We start from the raw sequence: 16,880 nt of genomic DNA, 5'->3' as shown, positions 1-16,880 counted from the left end.
TAAAGGAGGTAAATGAAGATGGCTGAAAACTTCGTTGTGGACGCGACACTTGATGTCCGCGGGGAATCATGCCCTTATCCTGAACTTTACACGCTTGAGGCAATCGAAAAATTGGAAGACGGCAAAATATTGGAAGTCATCGCCGATTGCCCACAATCATTCATCAATGTGCCGGCTTCATGTAAACGGCACGGGCATCATGTACTGTCGACTGTCAAAGACGGTACGACATTATATTATTACATCCAGGTTTGTAAATAAGTATAGGGCTGACCCCAAATGGCCAGCCCTTTTTCTGCCGGATTATAACTCACCACTTCTCAATTTTTTTCCGGTCGCCTTTGCTGTTGCCTTTTTTCGCCGACCTTTTCCACAATTCCGCTTCGACTTCAGACAGTTTTACATTTTGGTTGGAAAGCAGGACAAAAGTATGGAACAGCAAATCCGCCGTTTCGTAAACGAGTTCTTCTTTGCTGTTATTTTTCGCTGCGATGATGACTTCGCCCGCTTCTTCGATAAATTTTTTCGCGATCTTATCAATGCCTTTATCAAACAGGTAATTCGTATAGGAATTCTCGACCGGTTCAGTTTTACGGCTTTCGATTTCCTCTGTTAATACATCAAAAATTCTCCGGCTTGAAAAATCTCCCTCAACCACTTCCCCGTTCCCGCCAATGGCCCTGTAAAAACAAGTCCTTTCCCCGGTATGGCAGGCCGGGCCTTCCGGGTCTACGCGGATCAAAAGCGTGTCAGCGTCGCAGTCGACCTGGATCGATTTCACTTTTTGCGTATTGCCGCTCGTTTCGCCTTTATGCCAGAGCGTTTCGCGGGAACGGGAATAAAACCATGTTTCTTTTGTTTCAAGCGTCTTTTCGTACGCTTCTTCATTCATATACGCGAGCATGAGTACATCGCCTGTTTTGTCGTCCACCACAATTGCCGGGATCAGCCCTTTTGAAAAATCAAGCTTCACGAATATTCACCCCTTCTTTGCTGCAGCAGCCCTTTACTTCTTTGATGGTATACGTGCCTTCGTGAAAAATGGAAGCGGCAAGGGCCGCAGAGGCATTCGTTTCTTGAAATACTTTCAGGAAATGTTCCGGATTGCCACAGCCGCCGGATGCGATCACCGGAATCTTAATGGCCTCCACAACCGCTTTTGTCAGCGGCAGGTCAAATCCGTCTTTGACCCCGTCCGTATCGACGCTCGTGAGAAGGATTTCCCCAGCACCGAGCCGTTCGGCTTCCTTCGCCCATTCAATGGCGTCAATGCCTGTATCAATGCGGCCGCCGTTTACGATCACATGCCATTTTCCTTCGGCGACCTTTTTCGCATCAATTGCGACAACAACGCATTGCGCCCCGAACCGTTCTGACGACTTGCGGATCAGTTCCGGGTTCCGGACCGCCGCCGAATTCATCGACACTTTATCGGCACCGGCTTTTAACAGACGGGTGACATCGTCAATCGTACGCACGCCGCCGCCGACCGTAAACGGGATGAACACATTTTCCGCCGTCCTTTTTACCATGTTGACAACCGTATCACGCTGTTCATGGGTGGCGGTAATATCGAGGAAAATCAGTTCATCGGCGCCGCTTTCCGAATAAAACTTCGCAAGCTCAACCGGATCGCCCACGTTGCGGAGCCCGACAAAATTTGTGCCTTTTACAACCTGCCCGTCTTTGACATCAAGGCATGGGATAATCCGTTTTGCGATCATTTTTCCGCCTCCTTCAGCCGGATTTTACCTTCATAAATCGCTTTGCCGACAATCCCTTCTTGAATGCCGATTGCGCTTAAATTTTTCACGTCTTCTTCGCTCGTAATGCCGCCGGATGCGATAATGTCGCAGCTGACCGCATCGAGCAGTGATTTTAACGCTTCGAGGTTCGGGCCTTTCATCGTGCCGTCCCTTGATATATCGGTAAACACGATGCGTTGGACACCGAGCGATTCCATTTCTTTCGCAAAATCGATTGCATCCATCTCCGTAACCGACAGCCAGCCGTGGGTTGCCACTTTGCCGTTTTTCGCATCAATGCCGGCAACGATTTTTTCCGGGAATTCCTTCACTGCCGCTTTTAAAAATTCCGGATTTTCAATGGCGGCGGTGCCGAGCACGATCCGGTCCGCACCGATCTCCGCATATTTGCGCACCGTATCCAGATCGCGGATGCCACCGCCGACTTCAATCGGCACAGAAGATGCTTTGCATAATGTTTCAATCAATTCAAGCTGCGCCGGCCTCCCGGTTCTGGCACCATCAAGGTCCACGACATGGACCAATTCCGCGCCGTCAGCAATGAACCGTTTGAGTTGGGTTACAGGATCAGGCGCAACTTCTGTTGTCTTTGCGAAATCGCCCTGGTAAAGCCGCACGCATTTTCCGTCAATTAAATCAATAGCAGGAATGATTCTCATGCCTGTACCTCCAAACTGCTTTCCTGCAAAAATGTTTTTAGCAGCGCCATGCCGACTTTACCGCTTTTTTCCGGGTGGAACTGCATGCCGTATACATTCCGGTTGCGGACAACCGCGGGGATTTCCGCCCCGTAATCGGTTGTGGCAACAATATAAGGCGCGCTTGTTTTCGCCTGGTAAGAATGCACGAAATACACGTGTTTATTTTGAAAAGGTTTGAAGGACGGGAAACCCGCTTTCACATCAAGCGTATTCCAGCCGATATGCGGCAAAATTTCACCTGTCTGGATCAGTTCAACCGTTCCGGGGATAAAACCAAGCCCTTTTGAAACGCCATTTTCGAACCCGGTTTCAAATAATAACTGCATCCCGAGACAGATGCCAAGGAACGGTTTTTTGCGTGCGAGGTCTTGCAAAACCGGCCTCAGCCCCCGTTTTTCAATTTCTTCAATGGCGGCCTTAAACGCGCCGACCCCCGGCAGAATGATATGGGATGCATCATTCAGCTGCTCCGGGTCGTCCGTTACAACGACGTCATAGCCGAGCGTGCGGAAAGCGTTCGAAGCGCTCGCGATATTGCCCATGCCGTAATCCACAATTGCGATCATTCAATCAGCCCCTTTGTCGAGTTTACGCCCTTGATTTCCGGGTCGACCGCCACAGCCTGATGGAGCGCCCTACCTAAAGCTTTAAAGAGCGATTCGATTTTATGGTGCGTGTTTACACCGTATAACACCCTGGCGTGCACCGTCATCGCAGCCTGAAACGAAAATGCCTGGAAAAATTCGTGCACGAGCTCGGTGTCAAAATTGCCGAGCTTTGGATTGTCAAATTCCGCATCAAAATGAAGGAATGGCCGGCCGCTGATGTCAATGGCGACAAAACCGAGCGAATCGTCCATCGGGACATACGCAGAGCCGTACCGGGTGATGCCTTTTTTATCGCCGAGCGCTTCCCGGACCAATTGCCCAAGCACAATGCCAACATCTTCGACGGTATGGTGACTGTCGATGTGCAGATCGCCTTTTGCTTTTACAACAAGGCCGATGCGCCCATGCCTGGCAAATAATTCAAGCATATGGTCAAAAAAGCCGATGCCTGTTTCAATCGATACTTCTGTTGGATCGTCTAAATGGACGGCAACTTCAATGAATGTTTCATTTGTTTTTCTGCTTTTTGCCGCTGTGCGCAATTTTTTCACCCTTTCACCCGTTTTTCAACCGCCCGCAAGTGCCCAGCAAGCCGTTCTTCATTGGCAATCGCAATGACCTGCGGCGCCGCTTCCTGCAAAGCTTTTTCGGAATAATACAAGTACGTAATTTTTTTATAAAAATCGTCAACCGACAAGCCGGATGAAAATCTTGCCGTTCCGGATGTCGGCAGGACGTGGTTCGGGCCGCCATAATAATCGCCGATCGCTTCCGGCGTGTTTTCACCTAGAAATACGGATCCGGCATTTTTTACTTTGGAAAGCTGCTGGAGCGGATTTTGGACCTGGATTTCCAAATGTTCCGGGGCGAGCCGGTTGGAAAGTTCAAAAGCCTGATCAATATTTTCAACCAGCACGGCTGCGCTTTGCGTTTGAATCGATGCCTCGGCAATTTCACGGCGCGGTAGGACAGTGCATTGTTTTTCCAGTTCCGCTTTTGTTTCCTCAATTAACTTGCGTGACGTTGTGAACAAGAAAGTCCGGGCACTTTTGTCATGTTCGGCCTGGGCAATCAGGTCGGCTGCGATATAAACCGGGTTGGCATTTTCATCAGCGATAACTGCCACTTCAGACGGGCCAGCAATCATGTCAATGCCAACCGTGCCGTAAACGAGCGATTTTGCCGCCGCGACATATGCATTCCCCGGGCCGACGATTTTATCAACGGCCGGAATCGTTTCCGTCCCGTACGCCAGCGCGCCGACCGCCTGGATGCCGCCGACTTTATAAATCGTGTTAACGCCTGCTATATCGGCTGCAACCGATAAAATCGGGGCAATTTTTGTGCCTTCCCGTACCGGCGTCACCATGATCACTTCTTCTACGCCCGCCAGAACGGCCGGAATCGCGTTCATCAAAACAGACGATGGATAGCAGGCTGTCCCGCCCGGCACATAAATTCCGACTCTTTCAACAGGACGGAACAGCTGCCCAGAAACGATGTCTTCACCCATTTGCATGATCCGCGAGTTTTGCAGCTGTTTGGCATGGAAACTGCGGATATTCTCAGCTGCTTTTTTCAGGGCCTCAATGACCTCCTGCGAAACTTCCTGCCACGCCTGTTTACGTTCTTCGGCGGAAACTTCCCATGTATCCGGCACTTCGTCGTCAAATTTGGCAACATATTTTTTGACGGCCGCATCCCCGTTTAAGCGGATATCTTCGAGTACTTCTTTCGCTGTCTTTAACACTTCTTCATTGAGCGCGCCGCCCTTATTTTTGGAACGCAAAAAATTTTCAGCAAATTCTTCCTGCGTGTATTCCCTGATCATTTGTAAACCCCTTCTCCATGTAGTTTTTCGATAAATGGCTGGATGGACTGTTTCTTTATTTTTAAAGCCGAACGGTTGGCAATAAGCCTAGCTGTGATCAGCTGGATCTCCTCAATGACGACAAGGCCATTTTCCTTTAGGGTCGTACCTGTTTCCACTATATCGACGATCGCATCCGCGAGCCCGACGATCGGCGCCAGCTCAACGGACCCTTCCAATTTGACAATGTCTACCGATTCGCCTTTTTCGCGAAAAAAGCGCTGTGTAACATTCGGGTATTTCGTTGCGATTCTCCGTTTCCGGTTATGACGAATGCTTTCCGGTTTCCCTGCCAGCGCAAACCTGCATTTTCCAAATGGAAGCGGCATTAAGTCAAAAACATCCGGCCGGGTTTCCGCCAAAATGTCTTCACCGACGATGCCGAGGTCGCAAATCCCGTATTCTACATAAGTCGCCACATCCCATCCTTTGACGAAAATACAGGTGAATTCATCCGTTTCAACAAGGAGTTTCCTGCCTTTTTCAATGAGCGGCCCGACGTCAAATCCGCGCGACTGCAAATACTGCAAAAATTGTTTTTCAACTCTCCCTTTTGTCAATGCAATGCTGATGGTCAAATTTCTTCCGCCTCCCATTTGCCGTGCTTGTTTGTAAAGCGGAGCACTGTGCTGAACTCGCCTTTTTGCGGCTTTTCAAACCGGATATCCACGATGCTTGATGAGTATGTTGATCTCAGTTTTTCCGCGTCGGCAAGCGTTTCTTCATTGGCAATGATGCAGATTTTTTCCCGGTTTCCGGCACGATCGAGCTGCTCCGCCAAAATATCCGCGTCAAAGGCAATTCCGACTGCGGTTGTATTACGGTTAAACTGTTCATACAGTTTGTCGTAGCGCCCGCCGGAAAAACAGGACGTGCCGGTTTTTTTTAAAAATCCCCTGAACAAAATGCCGGTATAGTAAGGAAGGTTTTTCACCCTGCCAAGATCGATGATGACGTCTTCCATGCCAATGGAAAACAATGTTTCCCCTAACTTTTGGATATGTTTGAGTTTTTCGGACAGTTCCGGCTCGCCTTTCCAGCGTTCCAAATACGTTTCGATCATTTGGAACGGGCCGTACGCATCAACGAGCGCTGCGAGTTCTTCCGCGATTTTTTTGTTTCCTCCGGTACGCGCAATCCCGTAAACTTCGTCTTTTCGTTTATCGTGCATCGCGCCTCTTAATCTGTCAACCTGTCCGGCCGGCAACTCAAGCCGCGCCACCAATTCTTCAAATATGCCGGCATGGCCGAGTTCGACCATCACAGCTTCCAACCCGAGCCTGCCGAAAAAATCATTGGCAAAAAATAAACATTCGCTTTCCCCTAAAATCGCCGGCAGATCCACGATTTCAATCCCAACCTGGCGGCTTTCAAGGCCCGGCGTTTCCTGCCTGAAAATGGAACCTTGGTATGCCCATTTATACTGCCGGAACGGTTTCTGCGAGAGCGCTCTCGCGATTGACGTCGTCCAGTCCGGCCGGAGCACTTCAATCTGGCCGCGGGCGTCAAACCATTTCAGCATATTTTGCAGCTTCATGCCGACTTTTTCGTTTGTAAAAGTTTCCGCATATTCCACAAGCGGCGTTGAGATTTCCGTGTAATTCCGCTGCTCCGCTGTCCGGCGGAATGTTTCAAACACTTTTGAGCGGTTGGCGACAATTGTGCCAATCTCATCCTGGCTGCCTTCCGGTAAAAACATCTTTTTCACTTCCTACCATTCTCTCTTTATTATGTTAGCACTCTAATATACTAAAGTATTTTGGTTGAGTTAACCATATCATATTTTATGAAGGTGGTCAAGGTGAAAAGCAATTCAATTTTGACTTGAGACGGTCTTTACGTGCTTTTTAAAGGCCGCCTTGACTATTTTGTGACTTAAAACGTTTTACAACTTTATAAAGGCCCTACTGTGAATTTTTAAAGCGGTAACAAAGCTGTCCCCTATTCGGTTTTAGATTGTTTTTTCTCTACTGGCACACCGCAGGACGGCTCCATCTGGAAGTAAAGATGGTAATGGTTGGCACATCCCGGATTAAACGAGGCGCCGCAATGGGGGCAATGCCCTGCTGCCAAGTATTCACGGATTGCAAGTTCGTGTTTACATACGCCGCAAAGAATGGCTTTTTCATTCCATTCCTGCTCTTCCCAGCGTGCCACCGGATGATCTTCTGCTTCTTCATGGCACCGGTAGCAAGGATAAAATTTCCCGCAGCACTTAAACTTTATCGCAACCACATCCAATGGAGAAGCATAATGGATGCAGCGCGTCTCGGAATCCACCACCGCACCGTAAATTTTCGACAATGTGTTTCCCCCTTTGCACAATATTTTTCAAGATACATGTTTATTTTATCATCAATTACAGGCCAAAAAAATAGACTGCTTTCAACAGCCTAAACTGTTTATTTAAACAACGACTCCTCCTTGATCCCAATTTAAAATATTGCCCGGCCCGCAGCGTTAAACGCATGCGGATCCGGGAGAATATCTCGGCTGATGTAAAGCAGGATTCCAAGCACCACAATGAGCAACAGGTAGGCCAGCCCCGCGAGAATTTTTTCTTTTGCCGCCGTTTGGAAATACTGCCTCATTTGCAGGGCGTTTTTTTCTTCCTCTTTTATATTTCTCTCCAGCCATTCCAGCCCGGTCTCCGGATCTTGAAAAGACGTAAATTGATAAATTTCCAGCCGCTTTTCCAGCAGGGCGAGGCGCACCTTTTTGTAGTTCTTCCGTAAATGTTCGTTCTCTCTTATAAACCGCACCCGTTCCTTTAACCGCCGGCCGTATTGTTCATCTTCATAGGCAAGCACATTCCGTTCATATACGTCCTCCGTTTGCTGGAAGCTTTGCAAAGCCTGTTTTCTTTTTTCTAGCAGGTGCAAAAAACCTTGAGAAAGCCGGGCCGCATACGGGCGCCGCAGCTGGGAGAAAGCTTCAAAGGCACCAATAATGAGTATAAAGACGATCACCGGATTTGGCGCGAAAAATGAATACACCAAAAGCAGCATAAGGCCGATCAGCCATATTTTCGGCGAAATGACCGTAACGATCCTTCCGCCGTCCAAAGGCGAAAACGGAATTAAATTAAAAAGATTAATCACCGCGCCAAGGTAAACGGCGAGCAGCCATACATCCCCGTGCGTCAATAAATACAAAAGAAGCGCAATGACCGTTGCGGCCGTCCCGAACAGCGGGCCGCCGTAAGCAATATAGCTTTCATCTTTGGAATGTTTGATTTCTTCTTGAATGCCGACAGCCGCCCCGACAAAAGGGATAAAAAAGATCGGCGATGTTTTCACCCCGCGTTTTTTAGCCGCGATCATATGGCCTGATTCGTGCAAAAGCATCGAATATATCAATGCAACCGCAAATTTCCAGCCGTAAACAATAGCGTACACGCCAAGGGATAAAAATAAGGTGAATAAAGATGACAATTTCATTAGTTTTAAGATTGCCAGTACATATTTCAGTTTCGCCAAAACGAGCAGCCCGACAGAACCGAGGCTGAAGATCGCATGTTTTGTTTTGCTGTTTTTCCGGGACATCAAAAGCCACCTCGTATCCGTTTGAATCGTATTTTAATATTTCTTTACGAAAAAATGCAGATGAAGTTTCACATTTTCCCAAAATGATGCATTTCCCCGCATAAAAAAGGATGGCACGGCATAAAATGTACAAGTTTTTCTGCGAAGGCCTGAACGAAAAAACAGCCGGAACCCGTACATAATCCGGCATCCTTTATCAAACAGTATGTATGGTAAAGGAGGGAACCGGATGGGCAATTCGAAACAACCATCGAAAGCGGCAAAAAAAGGCAATTTAGCGTGGTGGCAGCTTTCGCTTGTAGGTGTCGGCTGCACGATCGGAACCGGGTATTTTCTCGGCTCAGGCATCGGAATTAAAACCACTGGCCCTTCGATCGTGTTTTCTTTCCTGATCGCAGCCATCGGAACATATATCGTTTTCCATGCGCTCGCGAAAATGACAGCCGATGACCCGCGCGAAGGCTCATTTTGCTATTATGCGAAAAAAGCTTACGGGAATTGGGCTGGTTTCAGCTGCGGCTGGAATTACTGGTGTTCAAATATCCTCATTATGGGCAGCCAATTAACCGCGCTGTCCATTTTGACAAAGTTTTGGTTCCAAAATGCGCCGTTATGGGTAATGGCGGCCGTTTACGCATCTCTTGCCATCATTGTCGTCCTGTTCGGCACAAAAGGATTTGACAAGGTGGAAAATATTCTGGCCGTTGTCAAAACCGCAGCAATTGTCATGTTTATCGTGCTTGCGTTTTGCGCCTTGTCCGGCTGGATTAACGGAAGGCACGGAGGCGGAGTGCGGCTTCCGGATACTTATGGTGAGTTCCTCCCCCACGGCTTGATGGGCTTTTGGGCTTCACTCATTTACGCCTTTTATGCGTTCGGCGGGATCGAAGTCATCGGCTTAATGGCGATGCAATTAAAAAACAAGGACGATGCGCCAAAGTCGGGATCGATTATGTTAGTCTTGTTAACCATCATTTACGTGCTCTCGCTCGGCCTTACCGTCACTATGGAACCATACACGGCTTTTAACGATAAAGAAAGCCCGTTTGTCAAGGCGATGGATGATTATCATCTTACTTTTTTCCCCCATGTATTTAATGGGGCGATTATTATTGCCGGATTTTCCACCATGACTGCTTCTCTGTTCGGGGTAACCAATCTACTTGTCACCTTGTCGGATGACGGAGACGCGCCAAAACTGTTCGAGAAAAAGATCAAAAAGTGGAAAAACCTCCCCCTTCCATCACTGGCACTCGCTACCGCCGGTTTGGTTTTATCCATAATTACTGCGCTTCTTTTGCCGGGGAAAATTTACGAATACATTACAACAGCTGCCGGGATTTTGCTTTTAATGAACTGGCTGTTTATTATCCTCTCCGCAATGCGCGTGTTAAAAATGAAAGGCTCTGACAAAATAATGGGTTATATCGGTATGGTGGTTCTGCTGCTCTCGATCAGCGGGACACTGGCGGAAAAAGAAATCCGCCCCGGGTTTTATGCAAGCTTGATCGTCATGATATTTATCATCGCCATTGCCATATTGGTGAATCGGAAGAAAAACCGCCGTCAGGCAGATAGCCCCGCTCTCGAATAAGCGGGGTTAACCCTCCGTTTTTTCTTTTCCAAAAATAAAGCGCAGTTTTTCTTGTTCCAGTTTCAGTTTGGCATCGAACGCCTTTTCATTTTTCTTGAATCCTTTGATGAGGTTTGTTTCTTCGCCGGCTAAAAGTTTTTTTACATTCGCCTGGCTGATTTTTTTGCCGAGTATGACTTTCGGAAGCGTAAAGGTGCATCCCGATTTTTGATAGGCGCTGCAGCCGTAAAAATTGCCTTTATCAACGATATCGCCGCCGCATTTCGGGCATTTGCCCATCTTTTTGCCTAATGTATATTTCGATTTCACCCTTTTGATCTCATCCACTTTCAAACCGGAAAAATCCCATTCGTTTGCGGATTGGACTGCATCGTGCACAATTTTGGCTGACAGCTTTTTTGACTGTTCCATGAAGCCAGCCGGGGATGCCTGCCCTTTCCCGATTTCCCGGAGACGCTGCTCCCATTTTGCCGTCATTTCCGGGGAGGCGAGGATTTTACCGCCGACCGCGCGGATGAGCACTTTCGCTTTATCGGTTGCATATACCTGATTTTTCTTCACTTCGATATATTTACGCTCTTTTAATAAAGTGATCACCCCTGCCCTTGTTGCTTCCGTCCCGAGCCCTTCGACATCCGCCATCACTTTTTCAAGTGCTTCATCTTCAATAAATTTTCCCGCTGTTTTCATAAGCGTAATCAGCTGTCCTTCCGTATACCGTTTCGGCGGCTGGGTTTTGCCTTCTTTTATCTTGACATCCTTTACAATGCCCTTATCCCCCTGTTTGACTTCCGGCAAAATGCGGTCTTTCTCTTTTTCATTTGCAAAAATGACTTTGCGCCAGCCTTCTTTTTCCATCTGCGTGCCTTTTGAAATAAATTCGGCGCGCCCGTCCACCAGCGTCTTAACCGTAGTATAATGATAAACCGCATTTCCGTAATGGGCGGCAATGAGACGTCGCACAATCATATCGTAAATTTTCCTCTCGTCATTCGGAAGATTTTCCGGGTTTACCACCTGTTCAGTCGGGATGATCGCATAGTGGTCAGACACCTTTTTTTCATTCACGAAGCGTTTATTGTTGATGATGGAGGGGTGCGGAAGCGGGAAAAACGGGGCATACTCAGGATAAGTCTGCAGTTTTTGCAAAATATCCGGAAACGTTTCGGCTTCCCCTTTTGTGACGTAATTGGAATCGGAACGCGGGTAGGATACGATCCCTTTTTGGTACAGAGACTGTACCAGATCAAGCGTTTTTTTCGGTGGGAATTTAATAGCCTGGTTTGCGGCCGCCTGCAGTGACGATAAATTAAACAGAAGCGGGGGCTGGAATTCTTTTCTTTCTTTTTTAAGCGCCGCAACTTTTGCCGGTTTTTGTCGGCAAAATGCGGCGATCCGCTCCGCCATGGCGGGGTCTTTTAAACGCGATTCGCCATTTTTTACCCACTTTCCTTCGTATTGTTTGTCATCAAATTGAAACAAGGCGGTGACTTCCCAAAACGGTTCAGGCTTAAAATTTTCGATTTCAAGTTCCCTTTTTACAATTAAAGCAAGGGTCGGCGTCTGGACGCGTCCGACAGAAAACACATCATTGATCCCTTTTTGCTTTAGAAGCAGGCTGTAGACGCGCGAGGCGTTCATGCCGACAAGCCAGTCCGCACAAGCGCGAGCATATGCCTCATGATATAAAGAACTGGTATCTTCGTCATGCAAAAGATTCCGGAACCCTTCCTTGATCGACTGCGGTGTCAGAGAAGAGATCCATAAGCGCTTCAGCGGCTTTTTGATGCCGGACAAATGGATGATATTGCGGATGATCAGCTCCCCTTCTCGGCCGGCATCGCCCGCATGGATAATCTCTGTCACACGCGCATCTTTCAGCAACTTTTTGACGGTATGAAACTGCTTATATTTCGTTTTGGAAACTTCATATCGGAATTTTTCCGGAATGATCGGCAGCGTTTCAAGCTTCCACTGCTTCCAGGCGGGGTTATAGCTTTCCGGCTGCACGAGCTGCGCCAAATGGCCGACCGCCCATGTGCAGTAGGCGCCTTCCGGGAAAATGTCATTGGGACGGATCTCGATATAGCCCTGGCGTTTTACAAAGGGAAAAACCGAACAAAGGGTGAGCCCCTGGTCGGGTTTTTCGGCGATGATCAATGGAAACGACAAACTCAACCACTCCTCTCGATTTCTAACCTTACTTTACAATGTTTTCCGGAAAATGCCAAGGCAAAATAAAAAGCCCGGCTAAACAAAACACTTCGTCTGAGCTTTGTTTAGCCGGGCGGCCTCCAAAAATTCAGTTGATCCCCCATCGTACCCTTTTCACTTCCTGATGTATATGCTATTTTTTTGTTTCTTCCATTTGCGCATAAACACATTAGTCCAAAATCGTCACCTGGATCGTGCGGCGCCCCCAGTTCATTGCTTCACCCGTATTCGGCACAAGGACGTCGATGCGGTTCCCTTTGATGGCACCACCGGTATCGCCGGCAACAGCCGTTCCGTAACCTTCCACGTACACTTTTGAGCCGAGCGGAATAACATTCGGGTCAACGGCGATCACTTTTGCGTCCGGATTGTTTTTCAAATTGATGCCGGTCGCCGTTACGCCGGAACAGCCCGGATCATTGGCCGTATAAGCCGTTGCCGTTACGGTTATTGTCCTTCCTTGCGGGCGGGAAGTGGTTTTTTCGGATGTTTGTACATTTACCATCGGCTTTTTCACTTCCACCCTTGCCTGATCCGTATTCGTTTTTGCCTGAACGGAGACGTCTGCAGAATCATCCTTCACCGTAATCTTGCTCCGGGGATTGGTATGGATGACAATTTCGTCATTTGGGAAAATGATGTTGGATGGCAGGTCGTTCCATTTTTTTAATTGTTCGACCGTTACGCCATATTTGGCCGAGATTTCCGAAAGGGTATCCCCGGCTTTAATGACGTAAACTTTTTTCGGGGAAATTTTCAGTTTTTGTGCAGGATAGATGGTTTCTGTGGAAAGCTGGTTCCATTGCTTCAATTCTTTGACGGATGTGTTGTATTTTTTTGAAATCCCCCAAAGTGTATCCCCCTGTTTTACAGTATAAGTATCCGGGGCGGCGGCTGAAGCATTGGCAGCCATCACACTTGTTAATGTCACCGCAGCCGCGAGTGCTGTTACTGCTTTTTTCATAAAATGCAACCTCCTCTTTTTGCCGGCTTTCCGCCAACACCAAAAATGCTAACATAATGAAGTAACAGCCCGATAACGGGAAAGTGTTGATTTGGTTACACAAAAAGCAGCCTTTGTAATATCGTGAAAAATTTGTAACATAGGCATATTGTCATAGTTTCGCGCATAGATACAAAAAAACACCGTCGAATTTCGGCGGTGTTTTTCAAACTTTACTCCTGGTATTCGATTTTTGTCAATGGGTCTTTTGCCGGCCCTTCTACAACTTCCCCTGTAAAAGAAAATCTTGAACCGTGGCACGGGCAGTCCCATGTCCGTTCCCCTGAGTTCCATTTCACTTCGCACCCCATATGTGTGCAGGTCGTATCGAGGAGATAGATGTTTCCCTCGTTATCCTTATAAGCGCCTGCCCGCTTTCCGTTGATACGGACAACGGCGCCTTCATCCGGTTCCAATTGTTCCAATGGTTTATCCGGCAAATCAAACTTTCCTTTTACAAGGTGCTCTGCTACATCCATATTTGCGGAAACGAAATTCTTTACCATTGGATCCGCTTCAAAACGCTGCGGTGCGAACATTTCCACATAAGGATTTTCTTTTTGCAAAATCAGATCACGCATGATCAGGGCGGCAACATGGGTGCCCGTCATCCCCCATTTTCGGAAACCGGTCGCAATGAAAACATTCGGTTCCATTTTCGTAACCGGCCCGATATAAGGGATTTTATCCAGTGTCGTTAAATCCTGCGCCGACCACCGGCAATAAAATGTTTCAATCCCGAATGTTTTTTTGGCGAATTCCTGCAATACTTCATAATGCCGGATCATCGGACCGCCCTGGCCGGTTTTATGGTTTTCGCCGCCGACCAAAAGCAGTTTTTCAGCTTCCGCTTCCACTTCACGGAAGGATCTCGTTGGCTGTTCGGTATTGATATACATCCCGCCCGGAAATGGCTTTTCGGGCTTTACCGCAATTAAATAGGAACGTTCCGGGTACATTCTTGAAAAATAAAGCCCTTTTGCATCGTAGAAAGGATAATGCGTGCAAATGCAGACGTAATTGCAGGAAATCGTGTGCCCTTTTTCCGTTTTGATTTTAATCGGGTTGCCGTATTCAATGTCTTTAGCCGTTGTATTTTCGAAGATCGGGACTTGCTTTTCCATTAAAAATTCGACTAAAGCTTTTAAATACGAAAGAGGATGGAATTGTGCCTGGCGTTCCATTTTTACCGCTTTTTTCGCGGGGATCCCGTCCGGCAGCCTATCCAGCCATTCGCCATGGATACCGAGCGTATCATATGCCCGCATTTCTTTCTCAAGTTTTTCAAAATAATCATCCGAATTAGTGTAAAGAAAGGCAACCTGATGGGAAAAACTGCATGAAATGTCGTTTTCACGAATGATGTTTTCAATCAAGGACGCGGCCGCTTCATTAGCTTTGTAATAAAGCCCGGCCCTTTCTATGCCGATATGCTGGATCAGTTCATCATAAATGAGGCCGTGTTGTGCCGTAATTTTCGCCGTTGTATGGCCGCTTGTGCCGTTCGCAATTTCTCCCGCATCAAAAAGCACAGTTTTTATTCCTTCTTTTGCAAGCAAATATGCCGTCACAATCCCGGCCATTCCTGCGCCGGCAACCGCCACATCCGCCTCAATGTCTTCTTGCAATGAGGGAAAACGCGGTAGTGATACTGTTTTGCGCCAAATTGGTTCCGGATAATGCGGAATTGATTTTTCGTTCATCGTTTAACCTCCCGAGTCAGACTCTCAATAATAGTCTTCCCCGGCGAGGAAAACGTAAACATGATTTTAGCTGTTGATCAGTTTTGTTGTAATTTGGCGCATAATGTCACCCCTGCTGATGACGCCGACAACGCGCCCGGCCGGATTGACAACCGGCAATTTTTTAAAATGGTGTTTGGCTAAAATACTTAAGGCGTTTTCAAAATCGTCATCCGGTTTCACCGTATACAGTTCCCGCCGTTTCATGATTTTTTCAACAGGCAAGTCAAGGCTTTGCGCAAGCTTTTCGTTAAAATCTTCACGTTCGTTCACGACGATTGTGATATAAAAATCGTAGACCGTCCGCGCTTTCGGCTGCAGGAAGCGAATGACATCCCCGTCGCTGATCATTCCGAGCAGCTTCCCCTGTCCGTCGACGACAGGGACACCGCCGATTTTATGGTCAACAAGCACTTTTAACAGCTCCCGGATCGTTGTTTCTTTTTTCACTGTGATCACATCGCGGATCATAAAATCTCTAACTTCCAATTAAATCGCCCCTTGTGGTTAATAAGGTTTACAATTATTGTAAACCTTTACCGAATGGGAAGCAATGAGAAAACAGCCTATTTTAGGATATTGGATTGCCTTAATGTCCAAGGCTGCCTGGGTCGGTATATTTGCCGTAATCCGGCACCGCTGCTTCGTCAAAACGCGGTGCCAAGTTTTGAAGGCCTTCCCTTAAGTTCAGCGCCCGACATCGGGATAACGTTGCTGCAGACAGCACTCGATGCCTCAGCCGTGGGAGTCTCTTCTTACCCGCTTAAATCCAAAATATAGACGGCCATCAACAATAACATTTAACAGAGCCAAAAAGAAAAAGCGGATATGTCCCGCGCAAGGGAGACATGCCGCTTTCACATTTAAAACCATCCAATTTTTGTCCTTTATGCCGCTTTCCGGTGTTCGTGCCGGTATTTTGTCAACAACTGCGGCGCGGCATTAAACAGAACTACTGTGATCGCCGCACACAAAACCGTATTGCCGATCATCGTGCCGCCGTTAACGATTAGCGAATACATAAAAGCGGATTGTCCAGCCGGCGCGTAAGACCCCCAAAAAACAATTCCGGCGATAAAATGCCAGAAATACCGGGCGGTGCTGCCGACGAGAACCGAAAGGGACATCCATACAGACATGGCCCCTTTATGCCCTAAGCAGCTGCTATTTTGGATCAGCGGGCGCAATAACCCTGCGAAGCCGATAAACGAAAAGGCGACCGGATATTCCATAATGCCTTGCACCGGGTTCAAAATGTCGTTCGCATCTCCTGTGACAAGCTGCAGGAGGCTCCAAATAAATCCGGACAATACGCTTGCCATGAATCCCCAACGGAACGCCACTACAAAGATTGGCATCATCGCAAACGACAAGGAAATGCCCGATGTCACTTTTATGGACGGCAGCAAATCCAACACCATCGAGAATGCTGCAAAAATCGCCGCTTCAATCATGGCCTGCAAACTTAAATTTTTCATTAAAAAATCCCCCTTTTGGCATGCATGAACATAACTGACCATGGGAGACAAGAGAAAAGCATTCCACATCCCTACGTCAGCATTAACTGGACAGGTTCAAAGGGTCAGAACTTCACGTTCACTCTCAGCTAAACGCTCCCCCTGTGGTTACGTTCATGAAGTTGTCAATTTTTAATATAAACCTCTTTTTGCAACATTTCAACAAAAAAGATTATTTGTATGTGTTAAGTTATTCTCGACACTGTTTAAATATCGGGTATTCCAAGACACTCTCGTATAATAAGTTTCGATCCTATTAAATGAGTCAATTTCCAGTTGAATGATTGTTCTTTGACAAGTGAATCTTTGATGTTTTCGGG

The 16,880-nt window shown here is 47.4% G+C and carries 18 protein-coding genes and 1 riboswitch; of the genes, 2 read left to right on the top strand and 16 right to left on the bottom strand.

What is annotated here, in order from left to right; translation table 11 throughout:
* The first annotated feature begins 18 nt into the window (after positions 1 to 18).
* Complete coding sequence (yedF, locus tag BpJC4_RS12710) at positions 19 to 261, top strand: sulfurtransferase-like selenium metabolism protein YedF (protein WP_151680926.1); 243 nt, start codon at positions 19 to 21, stop codon at positions 259 to 261.
* Positions 262 to 310: 49 nt separating this feature from the next.
* Here the strand turns inward: yedF and hisIE are convergent, their stop codons facing one another.
* The 10 genes from hisIE to BpJC4_RS12660 all read right to left on the bottom strand — a co-directional run bounded on the left by hisIE (position 311) and on the right by BpJC4_RS12660 (position 8,490).
* Positions 311 to 973 (bottom strand): bifunctional phosphoribosyl-AMP cyclohydrolase/phosphoribosyl-ATP diphosphatase HisIE, encoded by a 663-nt coding sequence (gene hisIE, locus BpJC4_RS12705; protein ID WP_151680927.1) that lies wholly within the window; start codon positions 971 to 973, stop codon positions 311 to 313.
* Positions 963 to 1,724: an imidazole glycerol phosphate synthase subunit HisF gene (gene hisF, locus BpJC4_RS12700; RefSeq protein WP_151680928.1), complete on the bottom strand. Its 762-nt coding sequence runs from the start codon at positions 1,722 to 1,724 to the stop codon at positions 963 to 965. The genes hisIE and hisF overlap by 11 nt, the downstream gene beginning before the upstream one ends.
* Positions 1,721 to 2,425 carry a 1-(5-phosphoribosyl)-5-[(5-phosphoribosylamino)methylideneamino]imidazole-4-carboxamide isomerase gene (hisA, locus tag BpJC4_RS12695; RefSeq protein WP_151697988.1) on the bottom strand — a complete coding sequence of 235 codons (705 nt, stop codon included), beginning with the start codon at positions 2,423 to 2,425 and terminating at the stop codon, positions 1,721 to 1,723. The genes hisF and hisA overlap by 4 nt, the downstream gene beginning before the upstream one ends.
* Positions 2,422 to 3,033, bottom strand: coding sequence for an imidazole glycerol phosphate synthase subunit HisH (gene hisH / locus BpJC4_RS12690; RefSeq protein WP_151680930.1), 612 nt, complete (start codon positions 3,031 to 3,033; stop codon positions 2,422 to 2,424). Before hisH ends, hisA begins: the two co-directional genes overlap by 4 nt.
* Complete coding sequence (gene hisB, locus BpJC4_RS12685) at positions 3,030 to 3,617, bottom strand: imidazoleglycerol-phosphate dehydratase HisB (protein ID WP_172967530.1); 588 nt, start codon at positions 3,615 to 3,617, stop codon at positions 3,030 to 3,032. The genes hisH and hisB overlap by 4 nt, the downstream gene beginning before the upstream one ends.
* Positions 3,618 to 3,622: 5 nt before the next feature.
* Positions 3,623 to 4,906, bottom strand: coding sequence for a histidinol dehydrogenase (hisD, locus tag BpJC4_RS12680; protein WP_151680932.1), 1,284 nt, complete (start codon positions 4,904 to 4,906; stop codon positions 3,623 to 3,625).
* Positions 4,903 to 5,523 carry an ATP phosphoribosyltransferase gene (hisG, locus tag BpJC4_RS12675; protein WP_151680933.1) on the bottom strand — a complete coding sequence of 207 codons (621 nt, stop codon included), beginning with the start codon at positions 5,521 to 5,523 and terminating at the stop codon, positions 4,903 to 4,905. Before hisG ends, hisD begins: the two co-directional genes overlap by 4 nt.
* Complete coding sequence (locus BpJC4_RS12670) at positions 5,520 to 6,644, bottom strand: ATP phosphoribosyltransferase regulatory subunit (protein ID WP_151680934.1); 1,125 nt, start codon at positions 6,642 to 6,644, stop codon at positions 5,520 to 5,522. The genes hisG and BpJC4_RS12670 overlap by 4 nt, the downstream gene beginning before the upstream one ends.
* A gap of 242 nt (positions 6,645 to 6,886) precedes the next feature.
* Positions 6,887 to 7,249 carry a CHY zinc finger protein gene (locus tag BpJC4_RS12665; protein ID WP_151680935.1) on the bottom strand — a complete coding sequence of 121 codons (363 nt, stop codon included), beginning with the start codon at positions 7,247 to 7,249 and terminating at the stop codon, positions 6,887 to 6,889.
* Between the two features lie 131 nt (positions 7,250 to 7,380).
* On the bottom strand, positions 7,381 to 8,490 hold the full coding sequence (locus BpJC4_RS12660; protein ID WP_151680936.1) for a site-2 protease family protein: 1,110 nt from the start codon (positions 8,488 to 8,490) through the stop codon (positions 7,381 to 7,383).
* 229 nt (positions 8,491 to 8,719) lie between these two features.
* Between BpJC4_RS12660 and BpJC4_RS12655 the strand changes: the two genes are divergently transcribed.
* Positions 8,720 to 10,084: an amino acid permease gene (locus tag BpJC4_RS12655; RefSeq protein WP_151680937.1), complete on the top strand. Its 1,365-nt coding sequence runs from the start codon at positions 8,720 to 8,722 to the stop codon at positions 10,082 to 10,084.
* A gap of 6 nt (positions 10,085 to 10,090) precedes the next feature.
* Here the strand turns inward: BpJC4_RS12655 and BpJC4_RS12650 are convergent, their stop codons facing one another.
* The 6 genes from BpJC4_RS12650 to thiT all read right to left on the bottom strand — a co-directional run bounded on the left by BpJC4_RS12650 (position 10,091) and on the right by thiT (position 16,521).
* The gene (locus BpJC4_RS12650; RefSeq protein ID WP_151680938.1) at positions 10,091 to 12,256 is read right to left on the bottom strand and encodes a DNA topoisomerase III; all 2,166 of its coding nucleotides are present in this window, start codon (positions 12,254 to 12,256) and stop codon (positions 10,091 to 10,093) included.
* 211 nt (positions 12,257 to 12,467) lie between these two features.
* Positions 12,468 to 13,262 carry a LysM peptidoglycan-binding and 3D domain-containing protein gene (locus BpJC4_RS12645; protein ID WP_151680939.1) on the bottom strand — a complete coding sequence of 265 codons (795 nt, stop codon included), beginning with the start codon at positions 13,260 to 13,262 and terminating at the stop codon, positions 12,468 to 12,470.
* A 212-nt stretch (positions 13,263 to 13,474) separates the two neighbouring features.
* A complete protein-coding gene (locus BpJC4_RS12640; RefSeq protein WP_151697987.1) occupies positions 13,475 to 15,004 on the bottom strand; it encodes an FAD-dependent oxidoreductase in 1,530 nt (509 codons plus the stop codon).
* A 66-nt stretch (positions 15,005 to 15,070) separates the two neighbouring features.
* Positions 15,071 to 15,532 (bottom strand): CBS domain-containing protein, encoded by a 462-nt coding sequence (locus tag BpJC4_RS12635; RefSeq protein ID WP_151680941.1) that lies wholly within the window; start codon positions 15,530 to 15,532, stop codon positions 15,071 to 15,073.
* Between the two features lie 100 nt (positions 15,533 to 15,632).
* Complete coding sequence (locus tag BpJC4_RS16195; RefSeq protein WP_172968367.1) at positions 15,633 to 15,770, bottom strand: hypothetical protein; 138 nt, start codon at positions 15,768 to 15,770, stop codon at positions 15,633 to 15,635.
* Between the two features lie 160 nt (positions 15,771 to 15,930).
* Positions 15,931 to 16,521 (bottom strand): energy-coupled thiamine transporter ThiT, encoded by a 591-nt coding sequence (thiT, locus tag BpJC4_RS12630; RefSeq protein ID WP_151697986.1) that lies wholly within the window; start codon positions 16,519 to 16,521, stop codon positions 15,931 to 15,933.
* Between the two features lie 51 nt (positions 16,522 to 16,572).
* A riboswitch (TPP riboswitch) is annotated at positions 16,573 to 16,673 on the bottom strand.
* Positions 16,674 to 16,880: the final 207 nt, after the last annotated feature.

The sequence above is a fragment of the Weizmannia acidilactici genome, assembly GCF_008974185.1.
GTDB lineage: Bacteria > Bacillota > Bacilli > Bacillales > Bacillaceae_C > Weizmannia > Weizmannia acidilactici.
The sequence above is the reverse complement of the archived record's forward strand: the minus strand, read 5'-3'. Positions and strand labels throughout refer to the sequence as shown.

Coding starts and splice junctions, on each gene's coding strand:
- hisD (WP_151680932.1), bottom strand. CDS start 4,906: ATGATCAGGGAATACACGCAGGAAGAATTTGCTGAAAATTTTTTGCGT.
- yedF (WP_151680926.1), top strand. CDS start 19: ATGGCTGAAAACTTCGTTGTGGACGCGACACTTGATGTCCGCGGGGAA.
- thiT (WP_151697986.1), bottom strand. CDS start 16,521: ATGAAAAATTTAAGTTTGCAGGCCATGATTGAAGCGGCGATTTTTGCA.
- BpJC4_RS12670 (WP_151680934.1), bottom strand. CDS start 6,644: ATGTTTTTACCGGAAGGCAGCCAGGATGAGATTGGCACAATTGTCGCC.
- BpJC4_RS12645 (WP_151680939.1), bottom strand. CDS start 13,262: ATGAAAAAAGCAGTAACAGCACTCGCGGCTGCGGTGACATTAACAAGT.
- hisF (WP_151680928.1), bottom strand. CDS start 1,724: ATGATCGCAAAACGGATTATCCCATGCCTTGATGTCAAAGACGGGCAG.
- BpJC4_RS12660 (WP_151680936.1), bottom strand. CDS start 8,490: ATGTCCCGGAAAAACAGCAAAACAAAACATGCGATCTTCAGCCTCGGT.
- hisH (WP_151680930.1), bottom strand. CDS start 3,033: ATGATCGCAATTGTGGATTACGGCATGGGCAATATCGCGAGCGCTTCG.
- BpJC4_RS12640 (WP_151697987.1), bottom strand. CDS start 15,004: ATGAACGAAAAATCAATTCCGCATTATCCGGAACCAATTTGGCGCAAA.
- BpJC4_RS12655 (WP_151680937.1), top strand. CDS start 8,720: ATGGGCAATTCGAAACAACCATCGAAAGCGGCAAAAAAAGGCAATTTA.
- hisA (WP_151697988.1), bottom strand. CDS start 2,425: ATGAGAATCATTCCTGCTATTGATTTAATTGACGGAAAATGCGTGCGG.